The 15,231-nt window shown below is 64.5% G+C and carries 13 protein-coding genes; 10 read left to right on the forward strand and 3 right to left on the reverse strand.

Going from position 1 to position 15,231, the window contains the following annotated elements; genetic code table 11:
- Position 1 precedes the first annotated feature (1 nt).
- On the reverse strand, positions 2-1,060 hold the full coding sequence (gene bioB / locus AC2CQI_RS18205) for a biotin synthase BioB (protein ID WP_484577485.1): 1,059 nt from the start codon (positions 1,058-1,060) through the stop codon (positions 2-4).
- Positions 1,061-1,149: 89 nt separating this feature from the next.
- On the opposite strand from bioB, the gene AC2CQI_RS18210 reads away from it, so the two are divergent.
- From AC2CQI_RS18210 to rarD, 5 genes are all read left to right on the forward strand, one after another.
- Positions 1,150-1,887 (forward strand): double zinc ribbon domain-containing protein, encoded by a 738-nt coding sequence (locus tag AC2CQI_RS18210; RefSeq protein WP_484577486.1) that lies wholly within the window; start codon positions 1,150-1,152, stop codon positions 1,885-1,887.
- Between the two features lie 59 nt (positions 1,888-1,946).
- Positions 1,947-2,711, forward strand: coding sequence for a TOBE-like domain-containing protein (locus AC2CQI_RS18215; RefSeq protein WP_484580634.1), 765 nt, complete (start codon positions 1,947-1,949; stop codon positions 2,709-2,711).
- Positions 2,712-2,776: 65 nt separating this feature from the next.
- Positions 2,777-4,681: a PhoX family protein gene (locus AC2CQI_RS18220; protein ID WP_484577487.1), complete on the forward strand. Its 1,905-nt coding sequence runs from the start codon at positions 2,777-2,779 to the stop codon at positions 4,679-4,681.
- Between the two features lie 220 nt (positions 4,682-4,901).
- Positions 4,902-5,876 (forward strand): serine/threonine protein kinase, encoded by a 975-nt coding sequence (locus AC2CQI_RS18225; RefSeq protein ID WP_075801649.1) that lies wholly within the window; start codon positions 4,902-4,904, stop codon positions 5,874-5,876.
- Between the two features lie 59 nt (positions 5,877-5,935).
- The gene (rarD, locus tag AC2CQI_RS18230) at positions 5,936-6,823 is read left to right on the forward strand and encodes an EamA family transporter RarD (RefSeq protein WP_075801650.1); all 888 of its coding nucleotides are present in this window, start codon (positions 5,936-5,938) and stop codon (positions 6,821-6,823) included.
- A 226-nt stretch (positions 6,824-7,049) separates the two neighbouring features.
- Here the strand turns inward: rarD and AC2CQI_RS18235 are convergent, their stop codons facing one another.
- A complete protein-coding gene (locus AC2CQI_RS18235) occupies positions 7,050-7,568 on the reverse strand; it encodes a glycine cleavage system transcriptional repressor (protein WP_075801651.1) in 519 nt (172 codons plus the stop codon).
- A 439-nt stretch (positions 7,569-8,007) separates the two neighbouring features.
- Here AC2CQI_RS18235 and AC2CQI_RS18240 point away from each other — a divergent pair, with 439 nt between their 5' ends.
- On the forward strand, positions 8,008-10,185 hold the full coding sequence (locus tag AC2CQI_RS18240) for a malate synthase G (RefSeq protein ID WP_484577488.1): 2,178 nt from the start codon (positions 8,008-8,010) through the stop codon (positions 10,183-10,185).
- 140 nt (positions 10,186-10,325) lie between these two features.
- Here AC2CQI_RS18240 and AC2CQI_RS18245 read toward each other — a convergent pair whose 3' ends face one another.
- Positions 10,326-10,769 (reverse strand): response regulator, encoded by a 444-nt coding sequence (locus AC2CQI_RS18245; RefSeq protein WP_075801653.1) that lies wholly within the window; start codon positions 10,767-10,769, stop codon positions 10,326-10,328.
- 190 nt (positions 10,770-10,959) lie between these two features.
- Here AC2CQI_RS18245 and AC2CQI_RS18250 point away from each other — a divergent pair, with 190 nt between their 5' ends.
- The 4 genes from AC2CQI_RS18250 (at position 10,960) to AC2CQI_RS18265 (ending at position 15,216) form a co-directional block, all read left to right on the forward strand.
- Complete coding sequence (locus tag AC2CQI_RS18250) at positions 10,960-12,897, forward strand: DUF294 nucleotidyltransferase-like domain-containing protein (protein ID WP_075801654.1); 1,938 nt, start codon at positions 10,960-10,962, stop codon at positions 12,895-12,897.
- A complete protein-coding gene (locus AC2CQI_RS18255) occupies positions 12,894-13,604 on the forward strand; it encodes a 3'-5' exonuclease (RefSeq protein ID WP_484577489.1) in 711 nt (236 codons plus the stop codon). Before AC2CQI_RS18250 ends, AC2CQI_RS18255 begins: the two co-directional genes overlap by 4 nt.
- A 119-nt stretch (positions 13,605-13,723) precedes the next feature.
- The gene (locus tag AC2CQI_RS18260; protein ID WP_075801656.1) at positions 13,724-14,242 is read left to right on the forward strand and encodes an RNA polymerase sigma factor; all 519 of its coding nucleotides are present in this window, start codon (positions 13,724-13,726) and stop codon (positions 14,240-14,242) included.
- Positions 14,239-15,216, forward strand: a complete 978-nt coding sequence (locus tag AC2CQI_RS18265) for a FecR domain-containing protein (protein WP_484577490.1) — start codon at positions 14,239-14,241, stop codon at positions 15,214-15,216. Before AC2CQI_RS18260 ends, AC2CQI_RS18265 begins: the two co-directional genes overlap by 4 nt.
- The last annotated feature ends 15 nt before the right edge of the window (positions 15,217-15,231 follow it).

The raw sequence follows: 15,231 nt of genomic DNA on the forward strand, positions 1-15,231 counted from the left end.
CTCAGGCGGACGCGGCGTCGTAGAACAGCTCGCTGCTCTTCTGCTCGATCAGTGCCTGCTCGATGGCCGCCTGGTGCACTTCGTCGGCATGCTCTTCGCGGGCTTCGGGCTTGATGCCGAGGCGGGCGAACAACTGCATGTCCTTGTCGGCCTGGGGGTTGGCGGTGGTCAGCAGTTTCTCGCCGTAGAAGATCGAGTTGGCCCCGGCCATGAAGGCCAGCGCCTGCATCTGCTCGTTCATCTGCTCGCGCCCGGCGGACAGGCGCACATGGGACTGCGGCATGAGGATCCGCGCCACCGCCAGCATGCGGATGAAGTCGAACGGATCGACGTCCTCGGCGTTTTCCAGCGGCGTGCCGGCAACCTTCACCAGCATGTTGATCGGTACCGACTCCGGGTGCTCGGGCAGGTTGGCCAGCTGGATCAGCAGGCCGGCGCGGTCGTCCAGCGACTCGCCCATGCCGAGGATGCCGCCGGAGCAGATCTTCATCCCCGCGTCACGCACATAGGCCAGGGTCTGCAGGCGCTCGCTGTAGGTGCGGGTGGTGATGATGCTGCCGTAGAACTCCGGCGAGGTGTCGAGGTTGTGGTTGTAGTAGTCCAGGCCGGCTTCGGCCAGGGCCTGGGTCTGCTCCTGGTCGAGGCGGCCGAGGGTCATGCAGGTTTCCAGGCCCATGGCCTTGACCCCTTTGACCATCTCCAGCACGTAGGGCATGTCCTTGGCCGACGGGTGCTTCCACGCCGCGCCCATGCAGAAACGGGTGGAGCCGATGGCCTTGGCCCGGGCGGCTTCCTCCAGGACCTTCTGCACTTCCATCAGTTTCTGCTTGTCCAGGCCGGTGTTGTAGTGACCGGACTGCGGACAATATTTGCAATCTTCCGGGCAGGCGCCGGTCTTGATCGACAGCAGGGTCGAGACCTGGACGCGGTTGGGGTCGAAATGCGCACGGTGCACAGTCTGCGCCTGGAACAGCAGGTCGTTGAACGGCTGCTGGAACAGGGCTTTGACTTCGGCCAGGGACCAGTCGTGACGAAGCGTTGCAGTTGTGCTGGCGCTCATGGGCGTTTCCTTGTTTAGGCTTGTACTGGCGCGGGGGTCGGATCGCCCGCCAGCGCATCACGGATAGCCCGCATAGTTAAGGAAGGCCAATGCGCTGTCAACCTTGCAAGAAAACACAGGTTTACATCTGTACAAATAATAACCATGCCTGTTTGTTGTGCGATGAGCCCGCCGAACAGGTCCATCCGATCTGCTCGTCCTGTGAAAACGAATTGCCCTGGCTGGATGAACGTTGCCGGATCTGCGCCCTGCCCTTGCCGCTCGACGACCTGCTCTGTGGCCAGTGCGCGCGGCAGCGCCCCGCCTTTCGTCGGGTCGAGGCGCCGTGGCACTACGGTTTTCCGCTGGACGCCCTGATCACCCGCTTCAAGCACCAGCGCCAGTGGCCACTGGGCCGGCTGATGGCGCAGATGCTCGGTAACTGGCTGGCGCACCGGTTCGCCGACGGGCTGCCGCGCCCGGCGCTGCTGCTGCCCGTGCCCATGGCCAGCCGGCGCTTGCGCCAGCGCGGCTACAACCAGGCGGCGATGCTCGCTGGATGGATCGCCGCGCAACTGGCGATCCCCTGCGACACCGAGCTGCTGACGCGCCCCCTCGACACCACCGCGCAACAGGAACTCGACGCCCGCGCACGTAAGCGCAACCTCCGGAATGCCTTCGCCCTCACCCGTCCCGAGGCCATCGAGGGCGTGCATGTGGCGCTGGTGGACGACGTGCTGACCACCGGTGCCACCGCCCAGGCCCTGGCCCGGTTGCTGCGCGATGCCGGCGCGGCGCGGGTGGATGTCTACTGCCTGGCGCGCACCCCGCGACCCGGCAGTGCTTGACTTGGCGCGGTGGGGCGGGCAATTTCCTGCCGATCATCGTCAGCTTTCGTACCGACCCCATGCCCTTGCCTACGCCCCTGTCCCAGCACATCGTCCGTCGTCCGCAACGCATCGCCCTGTTGCAGCACATTGATGAGCAAGGCTCCATCACCCGTGCCGCGAAAGCCGCGGGCATGAGCTACAAGGCCGCCTGGGATGCGATCGACGAACTCAACAACCTCGCCGCGCGGCCGCTGGTGGAACGAAGCACCGGCGGGCGTGGCGGTGGCGGCGCCCGTCTGTCGGATGAAGGCCGCCGGGTGCTGCGCCTTTACCAGCGCCTGCAGATCCTTCAGGCGCAGATCCTCGAAGAAGCCGAGGACAGCAGCGACCTCGACCTGCTCGGCCGCCTGATGCTGCGCACCAGCGCGCGCAATCAGCTGCACGGGCGGGTCAGCGCGATCCACCCGCAGGGGCGCAACGACACCATCGAACTGACCCTGGCCGGCGACCTGCGCATCGAAGCGCAGATCACCCACGACAGCACCCACCGCCTGGAGCTGGAGCCCGGCACTGCCGTGGTCGCCTTGATCAAGGCCGGCTGGCTGGAGCTGGCGACCCGCGATGCCCCGGTACCACCGGGGACCAACAGCCTGGAAGCGACGATCGATGAATTGCAGGACGATCCCCAGGGCTCCAGCGAGCTGCGCTTGAGCCTGGGCAGCGGGCAGATCCTGTGCGCCTTCGCCGAGCCGGAATGGCTGCGTAGCCATGACCTTGCCGTCGGAAGTGTCGTACAGGTTCGATTCCTTCCGACCTACGTTCTTCTCGGAACACCCGTCTGAAATCGGCCACAAAACTGTCATAGGGCCTGATTAAGGTGACTGCCACAAACCGCAGGAAGCCTGTCATGAACCTATTAGAAGAAAACCAGCCGACCGATCTCGAGCAGATTATCGGCCTGAGCCGTCGCCGTTTCATCGGTGCCGGCGCCTTGTGTGGAGCGGCGCTGTTTCTCGGTGGCAACCTGCTGAGCCGCAGCGTGCTGGCCGATAGCGTGAGTGCCGCTTCCGGCAGCCCGTTGCTCGGTTTCAGCGCAATTCCCTCGTCCACCGCCGATGGCATCAGCCTGCCGCCGGGCTACAAGGCCTCGGTGCTGATCAGCTGGGGCCAGCCCCTGCATGCCGACTCGCCGGCCTTCGACCCGTCCGGCAAGGGCACGGCCAAGGCCCAGGAAGTGCAGTTCGGCGACAACAACGACGGCATGAGCCTGTTCCCCTTCCCGGGTGACGAAAACCGCGCACTCATGGCGATCAACAACGAATACACCAACTACCGCTACCTGTTCGACCACGGCGGCCAGCCGGCCAATGCCGAAGACGTGCACAAGGCCCAGGCCTCGGAAGGCGTGTCGGTGATCGAAGTGCAGCGCAAGAACGGCCAGTGGCAGTTCGTCCAGGGCTCCAAATACAACCGCCGCATCCACGGCAACACGCCGATCCGCCTGAGCGGCCCGGCGGCGGGTGATGCCTGGCTGCGTACTGCGGCCGACAACAGCGCGACCAAGGTCCTCGGCACCTTCCAGAACTGCGCCAACGGCAAGACCCCGTGGGGCACCTACCTGACCTGCGAAGAGAACTTCACCGACTGCTTCGGCAGCAGCGATCCGCAGCAGGCCTTCGACGCCGGGCAGAAGCGCTACGGTGCTTCGGTGGCGGGCAAGGAAGTCGGCTGGCACCTGCACGATCCGCGTTTTGACCTGGCGAAGAACCCCAACGAACTGAACCGCCATGGCTGGGTGGTGGAGATCGACCCGTTCGATCCGAAGTCCACCCCGGTCAAGCGCACCGCCCTCGGCCGCTTCAAGCACGAGAACGCCGCCCTCGGCGAGACCCGTGACGGCCGCGCCGTGGTGTACATGGGCGACGACGAGCGTGGCGAGTTCATCTATAAGTTCATCAGCCGCGAGCGCATCGACCACAAGAACCCTACCGCCAACCGCAACCTGCTGGACCACGGCACCCTGTACGTGGCGCGCTTCGACGATGGCGACGGCAACCCGAACCATCCGAAAGGCAAGGGCCAGTGGCTGGAACTGACCCATGGCAAGAACGGCCTGAATGCGGCGGCCGGCTTCGCCAACCAGGCCCAGGTGCTGATCCACGCACGTCTCGCTGCGAGCCTGCTGAAGGCCACGCGCATGGACCGGCCGGAATGGATCGTGGTGAGCCCGAAGGACGGGCAGATCTATTGCACCCTGACCAACAACGTCAAGCGTGGTGAGGAAGGCCAGCCGGTCGGTGGGCCGAACCCCCGGGAGAAGAACGTCTACGGGCAGATCCTGCGCTGGCGCGAGACGGGTGATGATCATGGTTCGATGGAATTCGACTGGGACCTGTTCGTCGTCGCCGGCAATCCCGAGGTGCACCCGGGTGCAGCGAAAGGCGGCTCGGACAATGTCACCGCGCAGAACATGTTCAACAGCCCCGATGGTCTGGGCTTCGACCCGGATGGCCGGCTGTGGATCCTCACGGACGGCGACTACAGCAATGCCGGGGACTTCGCTGGCATGGGCAATAACCAGATGTTGTGTGCCGACCCGGCGACCGGGGAAATCCGCCGCTTCATGGTCGGTCCGGTGGCCTGCGAAGTGACCGGGATTGCCTTTGCGCCGGACCAGAAGACCTTGTTCGTGGGGATCCAGCACCCGGGTGAAACCGGCGGTTCGACCTTCCCCGAGCATTTGCCGAATGGCAAGCCGCGGTCGTCGGTGATGGCGATTACCCGCGAGGATGGCGGCATTATCGGCGCCTGACACAAAAGTACCGGTTAACACAAAACCCTGTGGGAGCTGGCTTGCCAGCGATGAGGCCGGCATGAGCGATGAGGTTGCCCGATCTGGCCAAATCGCTGGCAAGCCAGCTCCCACAAGGTTCTGTGAAAGCCTTCAGAATTGGACCTCTCCAGGAAACACCCCCTGAGTTACCATGCCGGAATCGATGCGGCCTCTTTACGCCGCACAGCCGGAGTCGCGCATGTCCCACCCCTTCGATACCCTCACCCCCGATCTGGTCCTGGACGCCATCGAAAGCCAGGACCTGCTCAGCGATGCCCGGGTCCTGGCGCTGAACAGCTACGAGAACCGCGTCTACCAGGTCGGCATCGAAGACGCCGAACCGGTGATCGCCAAGTTCTACCGCCCCGACCGCTGGAGCGATGCCGCGATCCTCGAGGAACACGCCTTCACCGCCGAACTGGCCGACTGCGAAGTGCCGGTGGTCGCCCCGCTGCTGCACAACGGCAAGACCCTGTTCGAACACGCCGGCTTCCGCTTCGCCCTGTTCCCCCGGCGTGGCGGTCGAGCACCGGAGCCCGGCAACCTCGACCAGCTCTACCGCCTCGGCCAACTGCTCGGCCGCCTGCACGCCGTCGGCGCCAGCCGCCCGTTCGCCGAGCGCGAGAGCCTCGCTGTGGATAACTTCGGCCACGCTTCCCTGGCCACCCTGCTGGAAGGTGACTACGTCCCGAAAAGCCTGCTGCCCGCCTTCGAATCCGTGGCCCGCGACCTGCTCAAGCGCATCGAGGCGATCTACGCCCGCACCCCGCACAAACAGATCCGCCTGCACGGCGATTGCCACCCCGGCAACCTGATGTGCCGCGACGAGGTGTTCCATATCGTCGACCTCGACGACTGCCGCATGGGCCCCGCCGTCCAGGATCTGTGGATGATGCTCGCCGGCAGCCGCGAGGAACGCCTCGGCCAGCTCGCCGAACTGATGGACGGCTACAACGAGTTCCACGATTTCGACCCGCGTGAACTGGCCCTGATCGAGCCCCTGCGCGGCCTGCGCCTGCTGCACTACAGCGCCTGGCTGGCACGGCGCTGGGACGACCCGGCCTTCCCGCGCAGCTTCCCTTGGTTCGGCCAGGAGCGCTATTGGGGCGACCAGATCCTCGCACTGCGCGAACAATGCGCGGCGCTGGACGAAGAACCCCTCAAATTGTTCTAAAAGCGGCACGACGTCTGTCTACAATAGCCGCGCATTTAGCTAGCTAAGCAAGGATCATCATGACTGCCGCCAACCCGCGCCGCGGGTACATTCTCGGCCTGACCGCCTACATTATCTGGGGCCTGTTCCCCATCTACTTCAAGCTGCTGCAAAGCGTCCCGGCGGTGGAGATCATCGTCCACCGGGTGCTCTGGTCGGCGCTGTTCGGCGCAGCGTTGCTGCTGGTGTGGAAACACCCCGGCTGGTGGCGTGAACTGCGTGACAACCCGCGGCGCCTGGCAATCCTCGCCCTGAGCGGCTCGCTGATCGCCTTCAACTGGCTGACCTACGTCTGGGCGGTGAACAACGGGCGCATGCTCGAAGCCAGCCTCGGCTACTACATCAACCCGCTGATCAACGTGCTGCTGGGCATGCTCCTGCTCGGCGAGCGCCTGCGCCGCCTGCAATGGATCGCGGTGGGGATGGCGGCACTGGGCGTGGCCCAGCAGGTCTGGCAAGTCGGCAGCCTGCCGTGGGTGTCGCTGGCCCTGGCGCTGAGCTTCGGCTTCTACGGGCTGATCCGCAAACAGGCGCCTGTAGCGGCCCTGCCCGGTCTTGTAGTGGAAACCTGGATGCTGGTGCCGATCGCCATCGGCTGGCTGCTGCTCAACCCCATGGCCAACAGCGCTCAACCCGAGTTCTACAGCACCAGCCAGGCCCTGTGGCTGATGGCGGCAGGCCCGGTGACCCTGGTGCCGCTGGTCAGCTTCAACGCCGCCGCGCGCCACCTGCCCTACACCACCCTGGGCTTCCTGCAGTACCTGGCGCCGACCTTGGTGCTGCTGCAGGCAGTGCTGTTGTTCGGTGAGCATCTGTCGAGCAGCACCCTGGTAGCGTTCATGTTCATCTGGGCCGGCCTGGCCCTGTACAGCGTCGATGCCTGGCTGACCCTGCGCAAACGCGCCTGATCATAAAATGATCAAACCGCTACAGGCCACGTAATCCGTGGCCTGTAGCAACCTCTCCCAAGGTTATCCACACCCTCATCCCCGTGCTTTGTGCACAAGACCCTGATTTCTGGCGATTTTTTGCTCAATCTCCGGGGAGTCTTGATCCACACGGCCTGCACGGCTGAGCCCCCAGCTTATCCACAGGGCGATCCCCGTGAAACCGGGATAAGTGGATTGGGGATAACTACTCTTCAGGACGCAGTTCCAGATCGACCATCAGGTCGTCGGCCAGCTCTTCGAGACGGGCTTGCAGGTTGTCCAGCGACAGGGTCAGCGGCACCGCGAGCAAGGCATCGGCATGGAACAGCGGCTCGCTGCTCATCGGGGCCGGGCGCACATCGGTGCTCAAACGCTCGACATTGACCCCCTGCTCCGCCAATAGTCGAGTGATGTCGCGGACGATTCCCGGTCTATCATTGCCCACCAGGCTCATGGCAATCGGCTTCCACGAGCAGGACGGTTCGATCCCGCTTTCCGCGATCAGTACGCGGATGCCGCGCTCGCCCAAGGCCTGCAGGGCCTCGACCAGTTCATCATGGGACTCGGCCGGCACCGCGATACGCAGGATCCCGGCGAACTGCCCGGCCATCCGCGACATGCGGCTCTCCAGCCAGTTGCCGTTATGCTCGGCGATGGTTTGGGCGATACGCTCGACCTGGCCTGCCTTGTCGGCGGCAATGACGGTGAGGACAAGATGGTTCACGCGGACGACCCTCTGCTGGAATACCCGTGGAAACGCCCGTGGCAGCAGGACGTCGGGAAAGTATAGGCAAGGCGCGGCAACCTGCCGCAGGTCAACGGAAAAACGAATCGTGTACTGTTTTAAGATTTATCTGGAACAATCCACTCGTTTTTTGCGAACATATGCCCTCCCAGCGTGACCCTATGCGACCAAACGGTCGCAGAACGACGTATTTAGTCTGATTTTCACATGCGCAGCGCATCATGTAGTATGCCGCAGCGTGGACTACAAAACGTTCCGATCGATGTCTGCCAAGCGCCTGTGAAAATGCGCAACCGCCCACCGGCTTGTCTGGCGGGCCGCATCCAGTCGTCCGCAAGGGCCGCTTGTGGTGCCGTGTTTAGAGAAGCGCGCAAGGCATAAATAGAAAGCGATATAGCTGAGCAGAGTGAGGCAAGCAATGACTGAACACGTTCAAGTCGGTGGCCTTCAGGTCGCCAAAGTCCTGTTCGACTTCGTGAACAACGAAGCCATTCCCGGTACCGGCGTCAGCGCCGAGAAGTTCTGGGCAGGCGCGGAAAAGATCATCAACGACCTCGCTCCAAAGAACAAAGCCCTGCTGAGCAAACGCGACACCCTGCAAGCGCAGATCGATGCCTGGCACCAGGCGCGCAAAGGCCAGGCCCATGACGCCGCGGCCTACAAGACTTTCCTCCAGGAAATTGGTTACCTGCTGCCAGAAGCCGCGGATTTCCAGGTGTCCACCCAGAACGTCGATGAAGAAATCGCCGTGATGGCCGGCCCGCAGCTGGTCGTTCCGGTCATGAACGCCCGCTTTGCCCTGAACGCCTCCAACGCCCGCTGGGGCTCGCTGTACGACGCGCTGTACGGCACCGATGCCATCAGCGAGGAAGGCGGCGCCGAGAAGGGCAAGGGCTACAACAAGGTCCGCGGCGACAAGGTCATCGCCTTCGCCCGCGCCTTCCTCGACGAATCCGCACCACTGGCTGCCGGTTCCCACGTCGACGCCACCCGCTACAGCATCGACGGCGGCAAGCTGGTGGTTGCCCTCAAGGGCGGCAGCAACAGCGGCCTGCGTGACGACGCGCAACTGATCGGCTTCCAGGGCCAGGCTTCCGAGCCGACCGGCATCCTGCTCAAGCACAACGACCTGCACTTCGAAATCCAGATCGACCCGACCACTCCGGTCGGCCAGACCGACGCCGCCGGCGTGAAGGACATCCTGGTCGAAGCTGCCCTGACTACCATCATGGACTGCGAAGACTCGGTCGCTGCCGTGGACGCCGACGACAAGGTCATCGTCTACCGCAACTGGCTGGGCCTGATGAAGGGCGACCTGGCGGAAAGCGTGAGCAAGAACGGCCAGACCTTCACCCGCACCATGAACCCGGACCGCGAGTACACCACGCCGGCCGGTGGCAGCGTCACCCTGCACGGTCGTTCGCTGCTGTTCGTGCGCAACGTCGGTCACCTGATGACCATCGACGCGATCCTCGACAAGGACGGCAACGAAGTCCCTGAAGGCATCCTCGACGGCCTGGTCACCAACCTGGCGGCGATGCACAACCTCAACGGCAACACCACCCGCAAGAACACCCGCAAGGGTTCGGTGTACATCGTCAAGCCGAAGATGCACGGTCCGGAAGAAGCGGCGTTCACCAACGAGCTGTTCGGCCGTATCGAAGACATGCTCGGCCTGCCGCACAACACCCTGAAAGTCGGGATCATGGACGAGGAGCGCCGTACCACGGTCAACCTCAAGGCGTGCATCAAGGCGGCCAGCGAGCGCGTGGTGTTCATCAACACCGGCTTCCTCGACCGTACCGGCGACGAGATCCACACCTCCATGGAAGCCGGCGCGATGGTGCGCAAGGGTGCCATGAAGGCGCAGAAATGGATCGGTGCCTACGAGAATTCCAACGTCGATATCGGCCTGGCGACCGGTCTGCAAGGCCGCGCCCAGATCGGTAAAGGCATGTGGGCCATGCCGGACCTGATGGCCGACATGCTGGAACAGAAGATCGCCCATCCGCTGGCCGGTGCCAACACTGCGTGGGTCCCGTCGCCGACCGCCGCGGCCCTGCACGTGCTGCACTACCACAAGGTCAACGTGAAGGAGCGCCAGGCCGAACTGGCCAAGCGCGCCCCGGCTTCGGTGGACGACATCCTGACCATCCCGCTGGCGCCGGACACCAACTGGTCCGCCGACGAGATCCGCAACGAGCTGGACAACAATGCCCAGGGCATCCTTGGCTACGTGGTGCGCTGGATCGACCAGGGCGTGGGTTGCTCGAAGGTGCCGGACATCAACGATGTCGGCCTGATGGAAGACCGTGCCACCCTGCGTATCTCCGCCCAGCTGCTGGCCAACTGGCTGCGTCATGGCGTGGTGAGCGAGGCACAGATCCTGGAAAGCCTGAAGCGCATGGCGCCGGTGGTGGACAAGCAGAACGCCAACGACGCGCTGTATCGCCCGATGGCGCCGGACTTCGACAGCAACATCGCCTTCCAGGCGGCGGTCGAACTGGTGGTCGAAGGTGCCAAGCAACCGAACGGGTATACCGAGCCGGTGCTGCACCGTCGTCGTCGCGAGTACAAGGCGCGTAACGGCCTGTAAATGATGGGCCGGCCAGACATCGATGGTGTCTGGTCTGGCCTCATCGCTGGCAAGCCAGCTCCCACAGGTTTAGCGGTGTTCGCGATCCCTGTGGGAGCTGGCTTGCCAGCGATAGGGCCCTCAACAGCAACACACTTCTATCAGCTGATCCCCAACTCCCGCCGCACCAACTCCATCAATTTCCCCACCTCGATCGGCTTCAGCAGGAAATCCACCACACTCAGGTGCATGGCGGTAATCGCATCCTGCACGCCGGCATCGCCGGAAATGATGATGATCGGCAGCTCCGCCCGCTCCGACTCGCGCACCTTGCCAATCAGCTCCAGGCCATCGAACGGCCCCATCCGCAAATCCGTGATCAACAACCCGATACTCCGGTCGTGCAGGATCCTCTGCAAGGCCTCGCGCGCATCGGTCAGGGCAAAACTCTCGATCCCCTCGGCCTCGAGGTACTGCGCCAGCAGGTCGCTGGCGTCCTCATCGTCATCGACCACCAGCACTTTCTGCGGTCGCGCGGGCGGTGCGGTCAATTCCGCAAGCGCCTCGCGCTCGGCATCGCTCAATAAATCGTCGTGGTCAGGCATGGGCATCTCATTGTTTCGAGCACGCAAAGGCTCTGTAATCAAGTTCAGACCGCAATCAAAGCGCTTGCAACCTGCATTTCGTCGGCGCCCTAGACTTACGTCCAATGGGCACCTGCTGGCGGTCAGCCGACCATGGAAGCAATAACAACAATTCGGTTTCGCTACACGAGACCCCGAGACGGTGCCGCTGATGAGCAAAATGGACGCGTTCGACCAGGCCGGTAAAACCGCTGTCATGCAGAACATCCAGGGGACCATGCAGTTCCTGCAACGTTTCCCGCCGTTCAACCAGATGGAGAACGCCCACCTGGCGTACCTGGTGGAACAATGCCAGCTGCGCTTCCATGCCGCCGGCGAGAGCATCATCAAACCTGCCGACGGCCCCGTCGAGCACTTCTACATCGTCAAGCAGGGCCGCGTGGTCGGCGAGCGCACCCATGTGGTCAAGGGCGGTACCGAAACCACCTTCGAAATCACCCGCGGCGAATGCTTCCCGTTGGCCGCCCTGCTGGGCGAACGCGCCACCCGCACCGAACATATCGCCGGCGAAGACACCTTCTGCCTGCAGTTGAACAAAGCGGCATTCATCCGTCTGTTCGCCATTTCCGACGTGTTTCGAGATTTTTCCCTACGTGGGGTGAGCAGCCTGCTCGACCAGGTCAACCAGCAGGTCCAGCGCCGCGCCGTGGAGACCCTCGGCAACCAGTATTCGCTCAATACCCGCCTCGGCGAACTGGCCATGCGCCATCCGGTGGTCTGCACCCCGGCCACCAGCCTGCGCGAAGCGGTGCGGATGATGGACGAGACCCAGGTCGGCAGCATCGTGATCGTCGACGAGCAGCGTTTCCCGGTGGGCATCTTCACCCTGCGCGACCTGCGCCAGGTGGTGGCCCGCGCCGAGACCGACTTCGACTCGGCAGTCTCCGGCCATATGACCGCCTCGCCCTTCTACCTCACGCCCCAGGCCAGCGCCTTCGATGCGGCCATCGCCATGACCGAGCGACATATCGCTCACGTCTGCCTGGTGGAGGACCGGCGCCTGTGTGGCGTGGTCTCCGAGCGCGACCTGTTTTCCCTGCAACGGGTCGACCTGGTCCACCTGGCCCGCACCATCCGCAGCGCACCGCGCCTGGAAAGCCTGGTGGGCCTGCGCGGCGAGATCGGCCAACTGGTGGAACGCATGCTCGCCCACGGCGCGTCCTCGACCCAGATCACCCATATCATCACCCTGCTCAACGACCACACCGTGTGCCGGGTGATCGAACTGGCCCTGGAAGAAAAGGGCGACCCGGGCGTGCCGTTTACCTGGCTGTGCTTCGGCAGCGAAGGCCGCCGCGAGCAGACCCTGCACACCGACCAGGACAACGGCATCCTCTTCGAGGCCAAGGATGCGGTGGAGGCCGCCGAGATCCGCGGCCGCCTGCTGCCCCTCGCCCAGTACATCAACCAGAACCTGGCGCAATGCGGCTTCAGCCTGTGCAAGGGCAATATCATGGCCGGCAACCCGGAGCTGTGCCTGTCGCGCAGCGAATGGGCGCGGCGCTTCTCGGCCTTTATCCGCGAGGCGACCCCGGAAAACCTGCTGGCCTCCAGCATCTACTTCGACCTGCGGGTGGTCTGGGGCGATGACCGCGGCTGCGAGCAACTGCGCCACGGCATCCTCGAACAGGTCGCCGACAACCGCCTGTTCCAGCGCATGATGGCCGACAACGCACTGCGCCAGAAACCACCGGTGGGGCGCTTCCGCGAGTTCGTCCTGACCCGCGCCGGCAACGACAAGGCCGCCACTCTCGACCTCAAGGTCCAGGGCCTGACGCCCTTCGTCGATGGCGCGCGCCTGCTGGCCCTGGCCAACGGCATCAGCGCCAACAACACCCTGGAGCGCCTGCGCCAGTTGGTGGAGAAGGAGGTGATCGACGCGCTGGACGGCGGCGCCTTCGAGGAGGCCTACCATTTCATCCAGCAGACCCGCATGCAGCAGCACCAGATCCAGACCCGGCAGAACCTGCCCTACTCCAACCGCGTCGACCCGGACGACCTCAACGACCTCGACCGGCGCATCCTGCGTGAATCCCTGCGTCAGGCCCAGCGCCTGCAAAGCAGCCTGGCCCTGCGGTATCAACTATGAGTCTGTTTGCCTGGCTGCGTCCCAGCCAACCCACCCTTGAAGACGAGCAGCGCCAGCGCCTGGAGCGACTGGCCGCCGCCCCGGCACTCGGCGACCTGAGTCTGCGCCAGCAGCGCTGGGTGGTGCTGGACCTGGAAACCAGCGGCCTCAACGTCAACCGCGACCAGGTGCTGTCGATCGGTGCCGTGGTGATCGAGGACGGCGCCATCGACTTTAGCCAGCAGTTCGAACGCACCCTGCACCGCCACGATCACAAGCTCGCCCCCAGTGTGCTGATCCACGGCCTGGCCCCCAGCGCCATCGCCGCTGGCTGTGATCCGGTGGAAGCGCTGCTGGACCTCATGGACTTTATCGGCGACAGCCCGCTGCTGGCCTTCCACGCCGGTTTCGACCAGCGCATGCTCGGCCGCGCGCTCAAGGACAGCCTCGGCTACAAGCTTCAGCACCCGTTCATGGACGTCGCCGAACTGGCGCCGCTGCTCAACCCCGACGTGGTGATGCGCGATGCCGGGCTCGACGACTGGGTCGCCCATTTCGGCCTGCAGGTCGAGGAGCGCCACAACGCCAGCGCCGATGCCCAGGTCACGGCCGAGATCGCCCTGATCCTGTTCAGCCAGGCCCGGCGCCAGCTACTCGACAGCCCGGCGCAGCTTGAACAACGCCTGAAAGGCTGGCGACGCAAGCGCCAGCAGCATCACGGCTTGTAATATCTTTCCCGGACTAACGAACGAGCAATCCGATGAGCGTTAATTGCACAGTGCCACAGGCTCTGACACAATCGCGAATAATTCTCGTTAGTTAACACTTTCTTTTTCCGGGGAACGCCTTGTCGTCCGTACCTAGCCCTCACAGCGAGCTGGTTGGCGCACTGTACCGCGACCATCGCAGCTGGCTGCTTGCCTGGCTGCGCCGCAACCTCGCCAGCAGCGAACGCGCCGAAGACCTGAGCCAGGACACCTTCGTGCGCCTGCTCGGCCGCGACGAGCTGCCGGCACCGCGTCAGCCGCGGGCGTTCCTCCTGGCCGTGGCCAAGGGCCTGCTGTTCGACCACTTCCGCCGCACCGCGCTGGAACAGGCCTACCTGGAAGAACTGCTGCTGATTCCGGAGGCCGAGCATCCCTCGCCGGAAGCCCTGCACCTGATCCTCGAAGACCTCAAGGCCATTGATCGCCTGCTCGGCAAACTGTCGAGCAAGGCCCGCGCGGCCTTCCTGCACAACCGCCTGGACGGCATGAGCCACGCCGAGATCGCCGACAAACTCGGTGTGTCGGTACCGCGGGTGCGCCAGTACCTGGCCCAGGGCCTGCGCCAGTGCTACATCGCCCTGTACGGCGAGCCGACATGACGCGGATGAACAACGCCCCCGTCTCGGCCGGGGTGCTCGATGCCGCGATCAACTGGCAATTGTGCTTCGACACGGGCAGTGGCAACGCCCAGGAACGCGCCGAGTTCGAGCGCTGGCACGCCGCGAGCGAAGAACACGCCCGTGCCTGGCGGCAACTGGGCATGCTCGACCAGCGCTTTGCCGCAGCCGCCGGGCCAGCACGCAAGGCCCTGCAACAATCCCGCGTCAGTCTGCGCCAGCGTGTGCGCAAGCTCGGCGGCGGGCTGGCCAGCATCGTGGTGCTGGGTGGCCTGCTCAGTTGGGTCAATGTGCACCAGCCGCTGGGCTACTGGCTCGCCGACCAGCGCACCGGCACTGGGGAAACCCGCAGCCTGCGCCTGGACGACGGCACCCTGATCAGCCTCAACACCCATTCCGCAGTGGATATCCGCTTCAGTGCCAAGGAACGCCTGATCGTCCTGCATGACGGCGAGATCTCCATCGAGACCGGGCACAAGGACAACGACCAGCGACCATTCGTGGTGGTCACCGACGACGGCCGCATGCGTGCGCTGGGCACGCGCTTCCTGGTGCGCCTGGAAGACCAGGGCACGCGCCTGAGCGTGCTGCAGTCGGCGGTGGCGGCCAAGCCGCAGGACAGCGGTGACGAGCAGGTGCTGCAGGAAGGCCAGCAGGTGTTGATGAGCCACGACCGCCTGGGCCGGATCGACAAGCTCGGGGTCGGCGCCGATGCCTGGACCCGCGGCATGCTGGTGGTGGACAACGTGCGGCTGGCGGAGCTGGTCGCGGAACTGGGCCGCTATCGCCCGGGCTACCTGGGGGTTGCGCCGGAAGTGGCGGACCTGCGGATTACCGGGAGCTTCCCGTTGCATGACACCGACCTGGCGTTGAAGTCGCTGCTGCCGACCTTGCCAGTGCAGGTGCAGCAGCGCACCCAGTGGTGGGTGACCGTGGTGGCTCGCGCAGAGAAATAAGTATTGGCCCTACTG

It is taken from the genome of Pseudomonas sp. P2S-1 (assembly GCF_057197725.1).